Source organism: Streptomyces sp. NPDC093801, assembly GCF_040701585.1.
In the GTDB taxonomy this organism is placed as follows: Bacteria; Actinomycetota; Actinomycetes; order Streptomycetales; family Streptomycetaceae; genus Streptomyces.
The window spans coordinates 285,798-301,998 of sequence record NZ_JBFBDP010000004.1 but is presented as its reverse complement, the minus strand read 5'-3'; the positions used below and the strand labels follow the sequence as shown (position 1 = coordinate 301,998).

At 73.2% G+C, this 16,201-nt stretch carries 12 protein-coding genes; 6 read left to right on the top strand and 6 right to left on the bottom strand.

Annotation, left to right across the window (positions count from 1 at the left end):
* Positions 1-81: 81 nt before the first annotated feature.
* Positions 82-492 (top strand): Fur family transcriptional regulator, encoded by a 411-nt coding sequence (locus AB0469_RS06550; protein WP_366450213.1) that lies wholly within the window; start codon positions 82-84, stop codon positions 490-492.
* A gap of 216 nt (positions 493-708) precedes the next feature.
* A complete protein-coding gene (gene recQ / locus AB0469_RS06545) occupies positions 709-2,766 on the top strand; it encodes a DNA helicase RecQ (RefSeq protein ID WP_366450211.1) in 2,058 nt (685 codons plus the stop codon).
* A gap of 46 nt (positions 2,767-2,812) precedes the next feature.
* Here the strand turns inward: recQ and AB0469_RS06540 are convergent, their stop codons facing one another.
* Complete coding sequence (locus AB0469_RS06540; RefSeq protein WP_366450210.1) at positions 2,813-5,200, bottom strand: excinuclease ABC subunit UvrA; 2,388 nt, start codon at positions 5,198-5,200, stop codon at positions 2,813-2,815.
* A gap of 285 nt (positions 5,201-5,485) precedes the next feature.
* Here AB0469_RS06540 and AB0469_RS06535 point away from each other — a divergent pair, with 285 nt between their 5' ends.
* Positions 5,486-6,427, top strand: coding sequence for an NAD-dependent epimerase/dehydratase family protein (locus AB0469_RS06535; protein ID WP_366450209.1), 942 nt, complete (start codon positions 5,486-5,488; stop codon positions 6,425-6,427).
* Between the two features lie 17 nt (positions 6,428-6,444).
* A complete protein-coding gene (locus AB0469_RS06530; RefSeq protein ID WP_366450208.1) occupies positions 6,445-9,780 on the top strand; it encodes an aminotransferase class I/II-fold pyridoxal phosphate-dependent enzyme in 3,336 nt (1,111 codons plus the stop codon).
* A gap of 10 nt (positions 9,781-9,790) precedes the next feature.
* Here AB0469_RS06530 and AB0469_RS06525 read toward each other — a convergent pair whose 3' ends face one another.
* The 5 genes from AB0469_RS06525 to AB0469_RS06505 form a co-directional block, all read right to left on the bottom strand.
* Positions 9,791-10,369, bottom strand: coding sequence for a toxin (locus AB0469_RS06525; protein ID WP_366450207.1), 579 nt, complete (start codon positions 10,367-10,369; stop codon positions 9,791-9,793).
* Positions 10,366-10,845, bottom strand: a complete 480-nt coding sequence (locus tag AB0469_RS06520) for a helix-turn-helix domain-containing protein (protein ID WP_052290918.1) — start codon at positions 10,843-10,845, stop codon at positions 10,366-10,368. The genes AB0469_RS06525 and AB0469_RS06520 overlap by 4 nt, the downstream gene beginning before the upstream one ends.
* 332 nt (positions 10,846-11,177) lie before the next feature.
* On the bottom strand, positions 11,178-12,338 hold the full coding sequence (locus tag AB0469_RS06515; RefSeq protein ID WP_366450206.1) for an MAB_1171c family putative transporter: 1,161 nt from the start codon (positions 12,336-12,338) through the stop codon (positions 11,178-11,180).
* A gap of 42 nt (positions 12,339-12,380) precedes the next feature.
* Complete coding sequence (locus tag AB0469_RS06510; protein ID WP_366450205.1) at positions 12,381-13,097, bottom strand: TetR-like C-terminal domain-containing protein; 717 nt, start codon at positions 13,095-13,097, stop codon at positions 12,381-12,383.
* Positions 13,098-13,230: 133 nt separating this feature from the next.
* Positions 13,231-13,734 carry a GNAT family N-acetyltransferase gene (locus tag AB0469_RS06505; RefSeq protein WP_366450204.1) on the bottom strand — a complete coding sequence of 168 codons (504 nt, stop codon included), beginning with the start codon at positions 13,732-13,734 and terminating at the stop codon, positions 13,231-13,233.
* Positions 13,735-13,870: 136 nt separating this feature from the next.
* On the opposite strand from AB0469_RS06505, the gene AB0469_RS06500 reads away from it, so the two are divergent.
* On the top strand, positions 13,871-14,440 hold the full coding sequence (locus tag AB0469_RS06500) for a PadR family transcriptional regulator (RefSeq protein WP_366450203.1): 570 nt from the start codon (positions 13,871-13,873) through the stop codon (positions 14,438-14,440).
* Between the two features lie 37 nt (positions 14,441-14,477).
* Positions 14,478-16,196, top strand: coding sequence for an acyl-CoA dehydrogenase family protein (locus AB0469_RS06495; RefSeq protein WP_366450202.1), 1,719 nt, complete (start codon positions 14,478-14,480; stop codon positions 16,194-16,196).
* The last annotated feature ends 5 nt before the right edge of the window (positions 16,197-16,201 follow it).

The window sequence follows — 16,201 nt, the reverse complement described above, 5'->3', positions numbered from 1 at the left end:
TCGGCAAAACCGATCCTACGATGGACGGATTCCAAGTCAAGAAGCACGCCAAACAGCGCTTCCCCGGGAATGGGTGACCATATGAGTGACCTGCTGGAACGACTTCGAACCCGCGGCTGGCGGATGACCGCGCAGCGCCGCGTCGTCGCGGAGGTGCTGGACGGGGACCACGTGCACCTGACGGCCGACGAGGTCCACGCCCTCGCGGCGCGACGGCTGCCGGAGATCTCCCGGGCCACCGTCTACAACGCCCTGGGGGAGCTGGTCGCCCTCGGCGAGGTGGCCGAGGTGTCCACGGACGGCCGCGCCAAGCGCTACGACCCCAACGCCCGCACGCCGCACCAGCACCTGGTCTGCTCCGGGTGCGGGACCATCCGCGACGTCCGCCCGGCCGGCGATCCGCTGGCCGGCCTCCCGGAATCGGAACGGATGGGTTTCACGGTCTCCAAGGCCGACGTCACCTACCGGGGCCTTTGTCCGTCCTGTGCCTGATCCCTTTTCCGCCGCATACGGAGTTCGCTTTTCGGCCACGAGAAAAAAGGGGGCGTGTGCGGCGGCGCATTCACCCCGCCGCATTCCGGGCACGTCCGGCGGCGGTGCGGGCGGCGCGCCCGCACCGCTCACCCGTCACGGTGAGTAGTCGTACCGGTGGTCCACAGGCCCGGCGGGCGGGACGGGAGTGTCCCAGGGTGCCGCTAGGCTTCTCGGATGGCCCTTCCGGACGCTTCCCCCGAGATCTCAGACGACGTCTCCGACGCATTGCGGGTGCTCCACCGCGTATTCGGCTACAGCTCCTTCCGCGGTGAGCAGCAGGAGATCATCGAGCAGCTGATCGGCGGCGGCGACGCCCTCGTCCTGATGCCCACCGGCGGCGGGAAGTCGCTCTGCTACCAGATCCCGGCGCTCGTCCGGGAGGGCACCGGCATCGTGATCTCCCCGCTGATCGCGCTGATGCAGGACCAGGTGGACGCGCTCACCGCCCTCGGGGTCCGGGCCGGGTTCCTCAACTCCACGCAGGACCCCTACGAGCGCCAGGCCGTCGAACAGGCCTTCCTCGCCGACGAGCTGGACCTGCTCTACCTGGCCCCCGAGCGGCTGCGCACCGAGGGGACCCAGCGCCTGCTCGACCGGGGCCGGGTCTCCCTGTTCGCCATCGACGAGGCGCACTGCGTCGCCCAGTGGGGCCACGACTTCCGGCCCGACTACCTCGCGCTGTCGATGCTGCACGAGCGCTGGCCGAAGGTCCCGCGGATCGCCCTGACCGCGACGGCGACCGAGGCCACCCACACCGAGATCGCCGCGCGCCTCGGCCTCCAGGACGCCCGGCACTTCGTCGCCAGCTTCGACCGGCCGAACATCCAGTACCGCATCGTCCCCAAGGACAACCCCAACCGGCAGCTGCTGGACCTGATCCGCAGCGAGCACGACGGGGACGCCGGCGTCGTCTACTGCCTCTCCCGGTCCTCCGTGGAGAAGACCGCCGCCTTCCTGGCGGAACAGGGCATCGACGCGGTCCCCTACCACGCCGGCATGGACGCCCGGGCGCGCGCCGCGAACCAGGCCCGCTTCCTGCGCGAGGACGGTGTCGTGGTGGTCGCCACCATCGCCTTCGGCATGGGCATCGACAAGCCCGACGTGCGCTTCGTCGCCCACCTCGACCTGCCCAAGTCCGTCGAGGGCTACTACCAGGAGACCGGCCGCGCCGGCCGCGACGGCGAGTCGGCCACGGCCTGGCTCGCCTACGGCCTCCAGGACGTCGTCCAGCAGCGCAAGCTCATCGACGGCTCCGAGGGCGACGACGCCCACCGCCGCTCCCTGGGCATGCACCTGGACGCCATGCTCGCCCTGTGCGAGACGGTCGACTGCCGCCGGGTCCGGCTGCTGGAGTACTTCGGCCAGCAGGGCGGAGCCTGCGGCAACTGCGACACCTGCCTGACGCCCGCCGAGTCCTGGGACGGGACGGTCGCCGCGCAGAAGCTGCTGTCCACCGTGTGGCGGCTGGCGAAGGAACGCCGCCAGAAGTTCGGCGCCGGCCAGGTCATCGACATCCTCCAGGGCAAGAAGACCGCCAAGGTCATCCAGTTCGACCACGATGCGCTCTCGGTGTTCGGCGTCGGCGCGGACCTGGGCACCGCGGAGTGGCGCGGGGTCGTGCGCCAGCTGCTGGCGCTGCGGCTGCTGGCCGTCGAGGGCGACTACGGCACGCTCGTCCTCACCGATGCCAGCGGTGACGTGCTGGGCGGGCGCCGCACCGTCCAGATGCGCAAGGAGAAGAAGGCGCCCGCCGCCTCCCGCAAGGAGTCCGGGGCCCGCTCCGGGAAGGCCGCCCGCGTCCCCGTCGACCTGCCGGCCGCGGCCGTCCCGGTCTTCGAGGCCCTGCGCGCCTGGCGGGCCGCCACGGCCCGCGAGCAGGGCGTGCCGGCGTACGTGGTGTTCCACGACGCCACGCTGAGGGAGATCGCCACGGTCCTGCCGGGCACGGTCGAGGAGCTGGGCGGGATCGGCGGCGTCGGCGAGGCCAAGCTCGCCAAGTACGCCGAGGGGGTCCTGGAGGCCCTGGCCGGGTGCCGGGCCGACGGAGCCGCCGCCACCGCGGCCGTCCAGGCGCCCGCCACTGCCGCGGCCGTCCAGGCGCCCGCCGCCGCGCCCCGGGCCGCGGCGCCCCGGCAGGGCGATCCGTCCCCGTCCCACGAGGAGCCCCCGTTCGAGGACGAACCGCCGTTCGACCTGGACGAGATGGACCCCCCGTGGGACGACTGGCGCTAGGACGCGTTGCGGCCCCTGCCCGGGCCGCCCCGCAGGACCGCGCCGGTCAGGCGCCGACGTACGCCGCCAGGTGCTCGCCCGTGAGGGTGGACCGGGCGGCCACCAGCTCGGCCGGGGTGCCCTCGAAGACGATCTTGCCGCCGTCGTGGCCGGCCCCCGGCCCGAGGTCGATGATCCGGTCGGCGTGCGCCATGACCGCCTGGTGGTGCTCGATCACGATCACCGACTTGCCGGAGTCCACGAGCCGGTCCAGCAGCCCCAGCAGGTGCTCCACATCGGCCAGGTGCAGGCCGGCGGTCGGCTCGTCCAGGACGTAGATCCCGCCCTTCTCGCCCATGTGCGCGGCCAGCTTCAGCCGCTGCCGCTCACCGCCGGACAGGGTGGTCAGCGGCTGGCCGAGGGTCAGGTAGCCGAGTCCGACGTCCACCAGCCGCTCCAGGATCCGGTGCGCGGCCGGCGTGCGCGCCTCGCCCGAGCCGAAGAACGCCTCGGCCTCCGCCACCGGCATCTCCAGCACCTCGCTGATGTCCCGGCCGCCGAGCCGGTACTCCAGCACCGACGCGTCGAACCGCTTCCCCTCGCAGTCCTCGCAGGTGGTGGCGACCCCGGCCATCATCGCCAGGTCGGTGTAGACCACCCCGGCGCCGTTGCAGGTGGGGCACGCGCCCTCGGAGTTGGCGCTGAAGAGCGCCGGCTTCACCCCGTTGGCCTTGGCGAACGCCTTGCGGATCGGCTCCAGCAGCCCCGTGTACGTCGCCGGATTGCTGCGCCGCGAACCGCGGATCGGTGCCTGGTCCACCGACACCACCCCCGCCGAGGCCGGGACGGAGCCGTGGACCAGCGAGCTCTTGCCCGAGCCGGCCACGCCGGTGACCACGGTGAGCACCCCGAGCGGGACGTCCACGTCGACCCCGCGCAGGTTGTGGGCCGACGCCCCGCGGATCTCCAGGGCACCGGTGGGCTCGCGGGTCGACTCCTTGAGGCGGGCCCGGTCGTCGAAGTGCCGGCCGGTGACGGTGCCGCTGCCCCGCAGCCCCTCCACCCCGCCCTCGAAGCAGACCGTGCCGCCCGCCGCGCCGGCGCCGGGCCCGAGGTCGACGACGTGGTCGGCGATCGCGATCACCTCCGGCTTGTGCTCCACGACGAGCACCGTGTTGCCCTTGTCGCGCAGGCGCAGCAGCAGGCCGTTCATGCGCTCGATGTCGTGCGGGTGCAGTCCGGTGGTGGGCTCGTCGAAGACGTACGTGACGTCGGTGAGCGCCGAGCCGAGGTGGCGGATCATCTTGACGCGCTGCGCCTCGCCGCCCGACAGCGTGCCCGCCGCGCGGTCGAGCGAGAGGTAGCCCAGTCCGATCTCCACGAACGAGTCGAGGGTGTGCCGCAGGCTCGCCAGCAGCGGAGCCACCGAGGGCGCGTCGAGCCCGCCCACCCATGCGGCCAGGTCGCTGATCTGCATCGCGCAGGCGTCGGCGATGCTGACCCCGTCGATCTTCGAGGACCGGGCCCCCGCGCTGAGCCGGGTCCCGTCGCACTCGGGGCAGGTGGTGAAGGTGACCGCCCGCTCCACGAACTCCCGGATGTGCGGCTGCATCGCCTCCTTGTCCTTGGCCAGCATCGACTTGCGGATCCGCGGGATCAGCCCCTCGTAGGTCATGTTGATGCCCGCGATCTTCATCCTGACCGGCTCGTGGTGCAGGAAGTCCTGCCGCTGCCGCTGCGTGAACGAGCGGATCGGCGCGTCCGGGTCGAAGAACCCCGACTCGCTGTAGAGCCGGTGGTTCCAGCCGCCCGGCTTGTAGCCGGGGACGGTCAGCGCCCCGTCGTTGAGGGACTTGGAGTCGTCGAAGAGCTGGGCCGGGTCCAGGTCGTTGACCGTGCCCCGGCCCTCGCAGCGCGGGCACATGCCGCCGGTGACGCTGAACGCGCGCCGCTCCTTCACGGTCTGCCCGCCGCGCTGCAGGGTGACCGCGCCCGCCCCGCTGACCGAGGCCACGTTGAAGGAGTACGCCTTGGGGGAGCCGATGTGCGGGTCGCCGAGCCGGCTGAAGAGGATGCGCAGCATCGCGTTGGCGTCGGTGGCGGTGCCGACCGTGGAGCGGGGGTCGCCGCCCATCCGCTGCTGGTCGACGGCGATCACCGTCGTCAGCCCGTCCAGCACGTCCACGTCGGGACGGGCCGCGGCGGGCATGAAGCCCTGGACGAAGGCGCTGTACGTCTCGTTGATCAGCCGCTGCGACTCCGCAGCGACCGTGTCGAACACGAGGGAGCTCTTGCCCGAGCCGGAGACACCGGTGAACACCGTCAGCCGCCGCTTGGGGATCTCGACGCTGACGTCCTTGAGGTTGTTCTCCCGCGCGCCGTGCACGCGGATCATGCCGTGGCTGTCGGCGGCGTGCGGTGCGGGCGTCCGGTCGTTCGTCGTGCCCCTGCTCATCGTCTCTCCCTCGTCGGCGCGGCCGCGGCGGCGTCCCTCGGCGCCCCGGCCCGCTCCACGCTACGCGAGGGCCCGCGACCGCCGCTTCTCCGTTCGTGACCGGTCCGGGCCCGGGGGAGGGGCGGGCCGGGCGGCCACCGGGTTCCGGCCAATCGCACCGCACCGGGCGATCCGCGGACGTGCGGGACCACTGCCGCGGGAGCACCGGACGGGGGTGGGGGATTCGGCCGTCACGGCGGGGGGCACCGGCGCGACCCGGCCGGGGGCCCGCGCTAGTGTGCACGCGTGAACTCTCATGTCGTCATAGGTTTCGGACCCGCCGGTGCCGCCACCGCCCGGCTGCTCGTCGAGCAGGGCCACACGGTCAAGGTCGTCACCACCTCGGGCCGCAGTCCGGAGCCCGGGATCGAGCACATCGCGCTGGACGCCGGGGACGGCGGACGGCTGACCGAGGCGGTACGGGGCGCGGCCGCGCTCTACGCCTGCGCCGCTCCGCCCTACCACCGCTGGGCGGGGGAGTGGCCGGCGCTGGCCTCCTCGCTCTGTACGGCGGCCGAGGCGACCGGCGCGGTGCTGGTCATGCTCGGCAACCTCTACGGGTACGGACCCGTGGACGGCCCCCTGACCGAGGACCTGCCCCTCGCGGCGACCGGCACCAAGGGACGGGTCCGCGCCGCCGTCTGGGAGCGGGCGCGGAACCTGCACGAGCAGGGCCGGATCAGAGCGGTCGAGGTGCGCGCCTCGGACTTCTTCGGACCCGGCGTCACCGACGGCGGGCACCTGGCGGCGCGGGTGCTGCCGCAGCTGCTGCGCGGCAGGCCCGTGTCCACGCTCGGCGACCCGGACGCCCCGCACAGCTGGACCTACCTCCCCGACGTGGCCCGGGCCCTCGCGGAGGTCGCGGGCGACGAGCGGGCCTGGGGCCGGGCCTGGCACGTCCCGACCGAACCGGCCCTGTCCGTCCGGGAGATGGTCGACCGGCTCGCCGCGCAGGCGGGCACGGGCCCGGTCGCGGTACGCGGCGTCCCGCCCCTGGTGCTGGGCCTGGGCGGGCTGTTCTCCCCGCTCCTGCGCGAGCTGAAGGAGGTCCGGTACCAGTTCGACCGTCCGTTCACGGTCGACTCCAGCGCCTACGAGACCGCGTTCGCCGCCCGCGCCACCCCCCTGGACCAGCAGGTCAAGGCCACGGTGGACTGGTGGCGCGAACGCCTGGCCACCACCGGGTGACGGTTCCAGTGAGAGGGATGAATTCCACAGTGGACCCCAGGGGAGCGGGGCAGGGCCGGGAGCGGGGCCGGGACGACATAGCCGTCGTCGGGATGGCCTGCCGGTTCCCGGGGGCGCGGAACCTGAACGAGTACTGGCGGCTCCTGATGGATCCGCGGGCACAGTTCGGCCGCGTCCCCGACACGCGGTGGCGCGCCGGCGCCTTCCTCAGCGACGACTTCCGCGACACCGCGGCCGCCTACACGGACACCATGGCGCTCCTGCCGGACGTGGACCGCTTCGACGCGGCCCACTACGGCATCCCGCCGCGGCGGGCGAAGGCGATGGACCCCCAGCACCGGCTGCTGATCGACCTCGCCCGCGAGGCGATCCAGGACGCCGGATGGGAGGCCGACGGCTTCGACCGCGAGGAGACCTCGGTGATCACGGCCCTCACCGACAGCGGCTACCGGGGCCTGACCACCCTGCAGATCCGCATGCGCCAGCTGGCCGGCGGGGAGTTCGGCGCCCGCCCGGGCGACCCCGGCTGGCGTGAGACGGTCCGCGCCGTCGACGGGATGCAGGGCACCTCCGTGGCCGGCATCCTGCTCAACATGGGCCCGAACACGATCAGTTCGGTCCTCGACCTGCACGGCGAGAGCTACGCCCTGGACTCCGCCTGCTCCGGCGGGCTCATGGCCGTGGCCAACGCCGTCCACGCGCTGCGCTCCGGCCGCACCCGCATCGCCCTCGCGGGCGGCGCCCAGCTGGTCGTCACCCCCGACCTGCTCGTGGGCCTGTGCCGGATCGGCGCCCTCTCGCGCAGCGGCCGCTGCCTGCCCTTCGGCGCGGACGCCGACGGCTTCGTCCTCGGCGAGGGCGCCGGGGTGCTGGTGCTCAGGACCCTGGCCGACGCGCAGGCGGCCGGCGACCGCGTGTACGCGGTGATCCGCGGCGTGGGCAGCGCCAACGACGGGACCGTCCAGGGCGGTATGCACCCGCAGGCCGCCGGACAGCTGCGCGCCCTGCGCCGCGCCTACCGCGACGCGGGCCTGGCCCCCGGCGAGGTCGGCTACCTGGAGGCGCACGGGACCGGGACCACCGTCGGCGACCCCGTGGAGCTCGCCGTCCTGCGCGAGCTGCGCGCGGAGTCGGCGGCCCCCGCCCACCTGGGAGCGGTCAAGGCCGTGGTCGGGCACTCGCTGAACTCCGCCGGGCTGGCCGGGCTCATCAAGTCCGTCCTGGCCGTCCAGCGGGGCGTGATCCCCCCGCAGCCGGGATTCGGGCTCGCCGACCGCGCCCTGCTGGACGCCGCGCGGCTGACCGTGCCGACGGAGCCCGTCCCCTGGCCGCAGGACGGCCGGCCGCGCCGGGCCGGCGTCAGCGCGTTCGGCTTCGGGGGCACCGGCGTGCACCTGGTGGTGGAGGAGCACACCGCGGCGCCGGCCCGGCCGGCGCCGGCCGCGGGCCCGCACGTCCTGGCCCTCGGCGCCCGCGACCGGGCCGGGCTGGCCCGGTACGCCCGGGACCTGGCCCGTACCCTCGCCGAGGAGCGGCCGCCGCTGGCCGTCGTCGCCGACACCCTCGCCCGCCGCGCCCCGCTCACGGAACGCCTCACCGTGGAGGCGGCGGACACCGCCGAGGCGGTCGCCCGGCTGACCGCGGCTGCCGAGGCCGTCGAGGCGGGCCGAGCCGTCGGCTCCGGGGAGGCGGTCGTCCCCGCCGCCGGGCGGACGCCCCCGTGCACCCTGCCGCCGAGCCCGCTCGCCCCGCGCCGCCACTGGATCGTGGACGAGTCGGCGCGCGCGGCCGCCGACCCCGAGCCCGCACCGGCGCCCGCCGCCTCCGCTCCGCCGCTGCGGGAGGCGCGGTTCGACGGGGCGACCGCAGGGACGGTCGTCCTCGAAGAGGTGTCGCGGACCGGCGTCTACCCGCTGTCCGACCTGCACGAGGGCCAGACCCTGGTCGGCGACCTCGGCTTCGACTCCCTGATGCTGCACGAGCTGGACACGCGCCTCGCCCACCGGGTACCGGGGTTCAAGGCGGAGGAGATGTTCTCCCCGGACCTCACCGTCGGCCGCCTGATCGGCCTCGTCGACCCGGAGCGCACCGGACCGCAGGGCGCACCGGCGGCGCCCCCGCCGGACGCCGTGCGGTGGAGCGCCGAGACGGCGCACGTCGACGACTTCCCGGAGGTGGGCAAGCTCGAACAGCTCCTGGGATCCATCGCCGACACCGGGGCGGACTTCCCGTACTTCCGGGTCCACGAGGGCAACATCCGCGACACCACGGTGATCGGCGGCCGCCCGTACCTCTCCTTCGGCAGCTACAACTACCTGGGCCTGTCCGGACACCCCGCCGTCAACGAGGCCGTGCACCGGGCCGTCGAGCGGTACGGGACCTCGGTCTCCGCGAGCCGGGTCCTGTCCGGCGAACGGGACCTCACCGTCCGCCTCGAACGGGCCCTGACCGAGTTCCTCGGGGTCGGGGACTGCCTGACCCTGGTCAGCGGCCACGCGACCAACGTCACCGCGATCGGGCACCTCGTCGGCGCGGGGGACCTCGTCCTGCACGACGCGCTCGCCCACGACAGCATCCTCCAGGGCTGCGCCCTGTCCGGGGCCGCGCGCCGCCCGTTCGCCCACAACGACACGGAGCAGCTGGAACACCTGCTGCGGCTCAACCGGTCCCGGTTCCGCCGCGTGCTGATCGCCGTCGAGGGCGCCTACAGCATGGACGGCGACCTCGTCGACCTGCCCGCCGTGATCGAGCTGAAGAAGCGTTACGGCGCCCTGCTGATGGTGGACGAGGCGCACAGCATCGGCACCGTCGGCGAACGGGGCCGGGGTGTCGGCGAGTTCTTCGGGGTGGACCGCCGCGACGTGGACCTGTGGATGGGCACCCTCTCCAAGGCCTTCGCCAGCTGCGGCGGCTACCTCGGCGGCTCGGCCCGGATGGTGCGCTGGCTGCGCCACACCCTCCCCGGCTTCGTCTACAGCGTCGGCCTGACCCCGCCCAACGCGGCGGCCGCCCTGGCCGCCACCGAGCTGATCGAGGCGGAGCCGCACCGGGTGGGGGCGCTGCGGCGCAACTCCGAGCTCTTCCTGCGCCTGGCCGTCTCCGCTGGCCTGGCGACCGGCTCCAGCGCCCACACGCCCATCGTGCCGTGCATCCTCGGGGACTCGGCACGGACCCTGCGCGTCGCGGACGGCCTCTACGCCCGCGGGGTCATCGCCGACCCGATCTTCCACCCCGCCGTGGAGGAGGGGCTGTCGCGGCTGCGGTTCTTCGTGACCGGCGAGCACCGCGAGGAGGACGTGCGACGGGCCGTGGCGGTCCTGGCCGAGGAGGTGGCGGCCGCCGCCGCGCCATGAGCGGTCCACTTCAGAAGAGGGTGCGTTCGATGCGGCTGAGCACGGCGCTCTTCTCCGGGTCGCCACCCTCGTCCGCCCCCGCGTCCGGGGGCGCCGGATGCCGCTGTTCGGCGCCCTCCATCCGCTGGGCGAGCAGATAGGCGATGATCTCCGCCTCCTGCTCCTGCACGTCGTCGTAGGTGGCGCGCAGGAGCATGTCGCGCACGAGGTCGGGGTCGAGGTCGGGGAAGAGGAGGCGGGCGGCCGCCTCGTCCAGTCCGCCGGCCCCGCGGTGGCAGCAGATGATGTGGCCCAGCTCGTGCAAGATGATGTGCTCCTGATGCGCGCTGGTGGTGTTGGCGTCGTAGAAGATCAGGTCCTCGTCGCGGGCGGCGACCCACATGCCGCACGGGTGCGAGGAGGGCATCTGCATCGGGACGAGGAGGATCGGCCGGTCGCGCGCCTCGCCGAGGTGGCGGCAGAGTTCGGCGACGTCGGACACCTCGGGGAGGCCGAGTTCGGCGAGCCGCCGGGCGCCGGCCTTGCGGAGCTTCCTGAGCTGGCTGCGGCGGTCGTGATCGGCGGCCCGCTCCTTCCAGGCGCCCCTCATACGGGCTCGGAGGGGCCGGGTCCGTCGGACGCGGGGGAGTCGGCGACGGGGGCGTCGGTGACCGGCGGGAGGCCCTGCATCTGCCGGTACTGGTCCATGATGGCCGTGATGGCCGCGAGGTTCTCCTTCTTCATCCCGGCCGCGCGCATCGCCACGGCCCGGACCCCGGACTGCCGCAGCGCCTCGATGGCGGCGACCTGGCTGAGCACGGACTCGGCGACCTTGTCGTCGAAGAAGTAGGCGACCGAGACGCCGAAGAACTTGGCCAGGGCCGCCAGGAGGTCGGGTGACGGGTTGGAGCGCTTGCCCGTCCGCAGCTGCGAGAGGTACACGCCCCCGGCCTTGAGCTCGGGGTTGGCCCGCTTCAGCTCCTCCGCCACCTCGGCGTTGGTCCAGTGCTTGCCCTTGGGACGGACCGTCTTGAACAGGTCGTCGAGGCGCCTGGCGAGCAGGGGCCGGTCGTCGCTCTCGGTCATGGTGAATCTTCCTCCCGTCACCTCCTCGGTATAGCCCTTGGCTATACGCCAGTTTCACAGAATAGCGGTCAGTTGACAATTGGCCTGGACTCCGCCAACGTTGGGTCTCGCCGATAGCTGCCAGCTAACTCGTCACGGGGGAAGTCCGACGGGGGCAACTCGTCACGGGGGAAGTCCGACGGGGGCAGGCGGTGAAAAACGGACTGGCCCGGCCCTCGGGGGATGGGCCGGGCCAGTCCGGGCATGAACCACCCGAACGGCCCGACGTCGCACGCGGGGGGAACGGGGGAGGCCCGCCCGGTTCGACGGGGGATACGAACCGGGCGGGAGCTTCAACTCGCGGTGCCGAGCTTACTGTAGGCGGCCGCGACTTTGGTGAGCCAGGCGACCTCGGCCGTGAAGTTGTCCGTGTCGCGGTCGTCGAAGTCGCCCGCGTCCTTGTTGTCGTGCGGCATGGTCCCGGCCTGCTTGGCCGTCAGGGCCCGCTTGATCCGCGCCGCCTCCGTGAAGGCCTGCCGCGACTCCTCGCTCTCCTCGCGCCCCGACGCGCCGTCCGAACCTCCCACGGTCGTACGGTCGATGTACGGGCGCAGGTCCCGCCATCCGTCGCGGATCTCGACGACCCGGCGGTGCAGCCGGTAGTCCAGGTCCGAGACCGAGGCGCCCGGCGGCTCCAGGGCGATGTCCGGGGAGGACTCGTACAGGTCCCGCCAGAGCGGGTACAGCGCCCGGTACGAGCGGTAGCTCCGGCCCCACGCCAGCAGCCGGGAAGCCGCCGGACCCCACGAGGAGTTGGTGAGGCCGAGCGACAGGATGACGATGCCCGCCGCGCTGAAGAGGTTCGAGGCCAGCTTCCAGGCGCCGATGTCGACCCCGGCCGCGGCCGTCAGGATGTTGAGCGTCCGGCACGAGCAGTACAGGAACAGCACCACGGCGGCCACCCGCAGCACCCGCAGCGCCTGGCGCAGCGACTCGTTGTCCGTCATCCGCGCGTACGAGCCGCACTGGCGGAAGATGGTCACGCACGGCAGCGCCTGGGAGGCCATGAAGGCCAGGAGGTAGACGAGGACCAGCGGCTGCCCGCTGCCCGTGTCGAAGTCCGAGGACGGCCGGGAGGCCCCGTCGGCCAGGAGGAAGAGCGCCACCAGGGCCACGTCGAGCGCACCCCCGGTGACCAGCCACCACCGCGTCCTGCGCCGGGCCTCCTCGTCGGGCGCCGCCCACCGCAGCAGGATGATCTCCGCGGCGACGCAGTAGGCGACCGCCGACAGGTGCATGAGGAGGATGGCGAGGTTGCCGACGCCCAGGAAGGTGGGGCCGCTCATGGCCACGGCGCCCATGGTGAAGGTGAAGCACTGGAGGACCAGCGTGGCGATCAGCGTCCAGTAGGCGCTGTCGTGCCGGCTGCGCCGAGCCTGGCACAGCCGGTAGATGAGCGCGGCGTACGAGGAGAGCGCCGCGATGACGAAGCAGAGGGTTCTGATGGTGTTCAAGGCCTGGTTTCCTGCAGGGTGCCGCGGGGGCGGCAGACGGGGTCAGTCGGTGGGTTCGCCCAGCGGGACTTCGAGCCCGATGCTCTCGGCCGCCACGGCGATGGCGTAGTCGAAGTACGCGGCCTCGTCCTTGACGCTGTCGTGGGTGCGGCTGAAGACCTGGAAGACCAGGAGTCCGATGAGGTTGCTCCACAGCACGATGCCGCGCTCGATGATGTCCGAGAACGGAGCCTGCGGAACGCCGCCGAAGGCCTCGACGGCGGCCGGCAGCAGCAGCGGCGGACCGGGCACCGCGCGCCGCGGCGGGGTCAGTTCACCGGCCTCCAGCGCCGCCCGGATGATCCCGGCGAGCACGGCGGGGGTCCGCGCGGCGGCCGGGACGGTGTCCTGCGGGGCGTGGTAGCCCGGCACCGGCGAACCGTAGATCAGCGTGAACTCGCCGGGGTTGGCGAAGGACCACTGCCGCAGCGCGCGCGTGACGGCGAGCAGCCTCGCCCCCGCCGTGCCGCCGGCCGCGTCGGCCCGCTCCATCGCGGCGCCCGAGGCGTCGTAGGCGTCGATGACCAGCGCGGTCAACAGGGCGTCCCGGTGGGGGAAGGCGGCCTCGACCTCGGAGAGCCCGAGCCCGGCCGCCCGTGCCACGCCCTCCAGGGACAGCCCCGCGGCCCCCAGTTCCACCAGCTGCCGGCGGGCGGTCTCCTTGACCGCGCCCGCCGTCGTCGCACCGTCGTCGTTCGAACTGATTGCTGAAACGTCCATGCCGGAACCGTACCCGCCGCCCCGAACGGCCGGGGTCCCCGCACCGCGAGCACCCCGGCGGACCGCTGCGATCCGGCCACGGGGCGGCCCCCGGCCCGCCACCGGGCCACCGGCTCCTGCCGTGTCCCGTCGCTCAGGCCCGGCGCAGGGTCAGCACCCGGGTGGTGCTGCCGTCGTCCTCGGTGAGGTCCCGCACGTGCGCGAAGCCCATCCGCTCCAGCAGCACCAGGGAGGCGCCGTTCTCCGCGGCCACCGTGGCGTGCACCTCCTCCAGTCCGAGGGTGCCGAAGCCGTGGGCCACCACGGCCCGGGCCAGCTCGGTGCCCAGGCCGCACCCCCAGACCGCGGGGGCCAGCGCGTAGACGATCTCGTGGCCCCCGGCCGTGTCGGTGTGCTTGATCTCGGCGTGCCCGACCAGCTCGCCGTCCCTGCGGACGGCCCAGACGTCGAACAGCTCCCGGGCGTAGACCTTCGTGAAGATCCGGCCGAACAGGGCCCGGTCCTCCTCCTCGGAGACGGGGCCGTCACCCATCCACCGGGAGACCCGGACGTCCTGGAACAGGGCCACGAAGTCCGCTTCGTCCTGCGGGACGTAGGGGACGAGGAGCAGGCGCTCGGTGCGCAGGGTCGGAGTCACGGTCGGCGACGCTATCCACTCGCCACGGGGCGGGCAAACGGGTTTACCGGGCGCCGCGGCGGCGGAGCGGGTGAGCCGTGTCTCACCCGGGCGGCGCCCCTTGTCTATGCAACTCGTTGCATAGAAAGATCGGGGCATGGCGCTCGACCACGCGATCCTCGTCTCCCTCCTGGAGATGCCGGGCTCCGGCTACGAACTGGCCCGGCGGTTCGACCGGTCCATCGGCTACTTCTGGACCGCCACGCACCAGCAGATCTACCGCGTCCTGGGACGCATGGCGGGCGACGGCCTGCTGTCCGTCCGGGAGGTGCCCCAGCAGGGGCGGCCGGACAAGAAGGAGTACTCCGTCGCCGCCCCCGGCCGCGCCGCCCTCGCACGGTGGCTGCACGAGCCGATCGAACCCGAGAGCATGCGGCACGAACTCGCCGTGAAGATCCGCGGCGCGGCCTTCGACGACCCCGCCGCCCTGATCCGCGAGGTCGAACGGCACCACCGCGCCCACAGCGACCGCCTCGCGCACTACCTCGCGGGGGAGCGGCGCGACTTCACCGGCCCCGGCGCACCCGACCCGCTCGACGCCGGGCAGGAGCTCCAGCACGTCGTGCTCCGCGGCGGCATCGCCTACGAGCGGATGACCGTCGCCTGGCTGGACGACGTCCTCGCCACCCTGCACCGCCTGGGCGCGACGCCACCGCCGTCCGCCTGACCGCACCCCACCCACCCCTCCCGGAAGGCGACCCCTCATGGCCGACCCCCTCCTCTTCAACCCGCGCACCTACGACCCCGCGCACTTCGACCCCGAGACCCGCCGGCTGCTGCGCGCCACCGTCGACTGGTTCGAGGAGCGCGGGAAGCGCCGGCTGCTGGAGGACTACCGCACCCGCGCCTGGCTCGCGGACTTCCTCGCGTTCGCCGCGAAGGAGGGCCTGTTCGCCACCTTCCTCACCCCGGCCGCCGCCGCGGGCCGGGAGGACCAGCGCTGGGACACCGCCCGGATCGCCGCCCTCAACGAGATCCTCGGCTTCTACGGCCTCGACTACTGGTACGCCTGGCAGGTGACCATCCTCGGCCTCGGACCGGTCTGGCAGAGCGGGAACGCCGCCGCCCGCGCCCGCGCCGCCGAACTGCTCACCGAGGGCGAGGTGTTCGCCTTCGGCCTGTCCGAGCGGACGCACGGCGCCGACATCTACTCCACCGACATGCTCCTGGAGCCCGACGGCGACGGCGGCTTCCTGGCGAGCGGCTCCAAGTACTACATCGGCAACGGCAACGCTGCCGGTCTCGTCTCCGTCTTCGGCCGCCGCACCGACGTCGAGGGCCCGGACGGGTACGTCTTCTTCGCCGCCGACAGCCGCCACCCGGCGTACCACCTCGAGCAGAACGTGGTGCACTCGTCCAAGTACGTCAGCGAGTTCCGGCTCCAGGACTACCCGGTCGCCGCCGAGGACGTCCTGCACACCGGCCGCGCCGCCTTCGACGCCGCCCTCAACACCGTCAACGTCGGCAAGTTCAACCTCTGCACCGCCTCCATCGGCATCTGCGAGCACGCGATGTACGAGGCCGTCACCCACGCGCAGAACCGCGTCCTCTACGGCCGCCCCGTCACCGCCTTCCCGCACGTGCGCCGCGAGCTGGCCGACGCGTACGTCCGCCTCGTCGGCATGAAGCTGTTCAGCGACCGCGCCGTCGACTACTTCCGCTCCGCCGGTCCCGAGGACCGCCGCTACCTCCTCTTCAACCCGATGACGAAGATGAAGGTGACCACCGAGGGCGAGAAGGTCATCGACCTCATGTGGGACGTCATCGCCGCGAAGGGCTTCGAGAAGGACACCTACTTCGCCAACGCGGCCGTCGAGATCCGCGGTCTGCCCAAGCTCGAGGGCACCGTCCACGTCAACCTCGCGCTGATCCTCAAGTTCATGCGCAACCACCTGCTGGAGCCGGTGGAGTACCCGGCCGTGCCGACCCGCCTCGACGCGGCCGACGACGACTTCCTCTTCCGGCAGGGCCCGGCCCGCGGCCTGGGCTCCGTACGCTTCCACGACTGGCGGCCCGCCTTCGACGCGTACGCCGACGTGCCGAACGTCGCCCGCTTCCGCGAGCAGGCCGACGCCCTCTGCACGTTCGTCGCCACCCTCGCCCCCGACGAGGCGCAGAGCCGCGACCTGGACTTCCTGCTCTCCGTGGGCCAGCTCTTCGCCCTGGTGGTCCACGGTCAGCTGATCCTGGAGCAGGCCCGCCTGACGGACCTGGACGGGGACGTCCTCGACGAGCTGTTCTCCGTCCTCGTCCGCGACTTCTCCGGCCACGCCGTCGAACTGCACGGCAAGGACTCCGCCACGCAGGCGCAGCAGGCCTGGGCGCTCGGCGCGGTGCGCCGCCCGGTCGTCGACGAGGCCCGCGCGGCCCGCGTCTGGCAGCGCGTGGAGGCGCTGTCGGGGGCGTACGAGATGGCGCCGTAACGGCT

What these genes read in the sequence shown, in the direction of transcription:
- AB0469_RS06550 (WP_366450213.1), top strand. Translation starts at nt 82, where the DNA reads ATGAGTGACCTGCTGGAACGACTTCGAACCCGCGGCTGGCGGATGACC.
- recQ (WP_366450211.1), top strand. Translation starts at nt 709, where the DNA reads ATGGCCCTTCCGGACGCTTCCCCCGAGATCTCAGACGACGTCTCCGAC.
- AB0469_RS06540 (WP_366450210.1), bottom strand. Translation starts at nt 5,200, where the DNA reads ATGAGCAGGGGCACGACGAACGACCGGACGCCCGCACCGCACGCCGCC.
- AB0469_RS06530 (WP_366450208.1), top strand. Translation starts at nt 6,445, where the DNA reads ATGAATTCCACAGTGGACCCCAGGGGAGCGGGGCAGGGCCGGGAGCGG.
- AB0469_RS06525 (WP_366450207.1), bottom strand. Translation starts at nt 10,369, where the DNA reads ATGAGGGGCGCCTGGAAGGAGCGGGCCGCCGATCACGACCGCCGCAGC.
- AB0469_RS06520 (WP_052290918.1), bottom strand. Translation starts at nt 10,845, where the DNA reads ATGACCGAGAGCGACGACCGGCCCCTGCTCGCCAGGCGCCTCGACGAC.
- AB0469_RS06510 (WP_366450205.1), bottom strand. Translation starts at nt 13,097, where the DNA reads ATGGACGTTTCAGCAATCAGTTCGAACGACGACGGTGCGACGACGGCG.
- AB0469_RS06500 (WP_366450203.1), top strand. Translation starts at nt 13,871, where the DNA reads ATGGCGCTCGACCACGCGATCCTCGTCTCCCTCCTGGAGATGCCGGGC.
- AB0469_RS06495 (WP_366450202.1), top strand. Translation starts at nt 14,478, where the DNA reads ATGGCCGACCCCCTCCTCTTCAACCCGCGCACCTACGACCCCGCGCAC.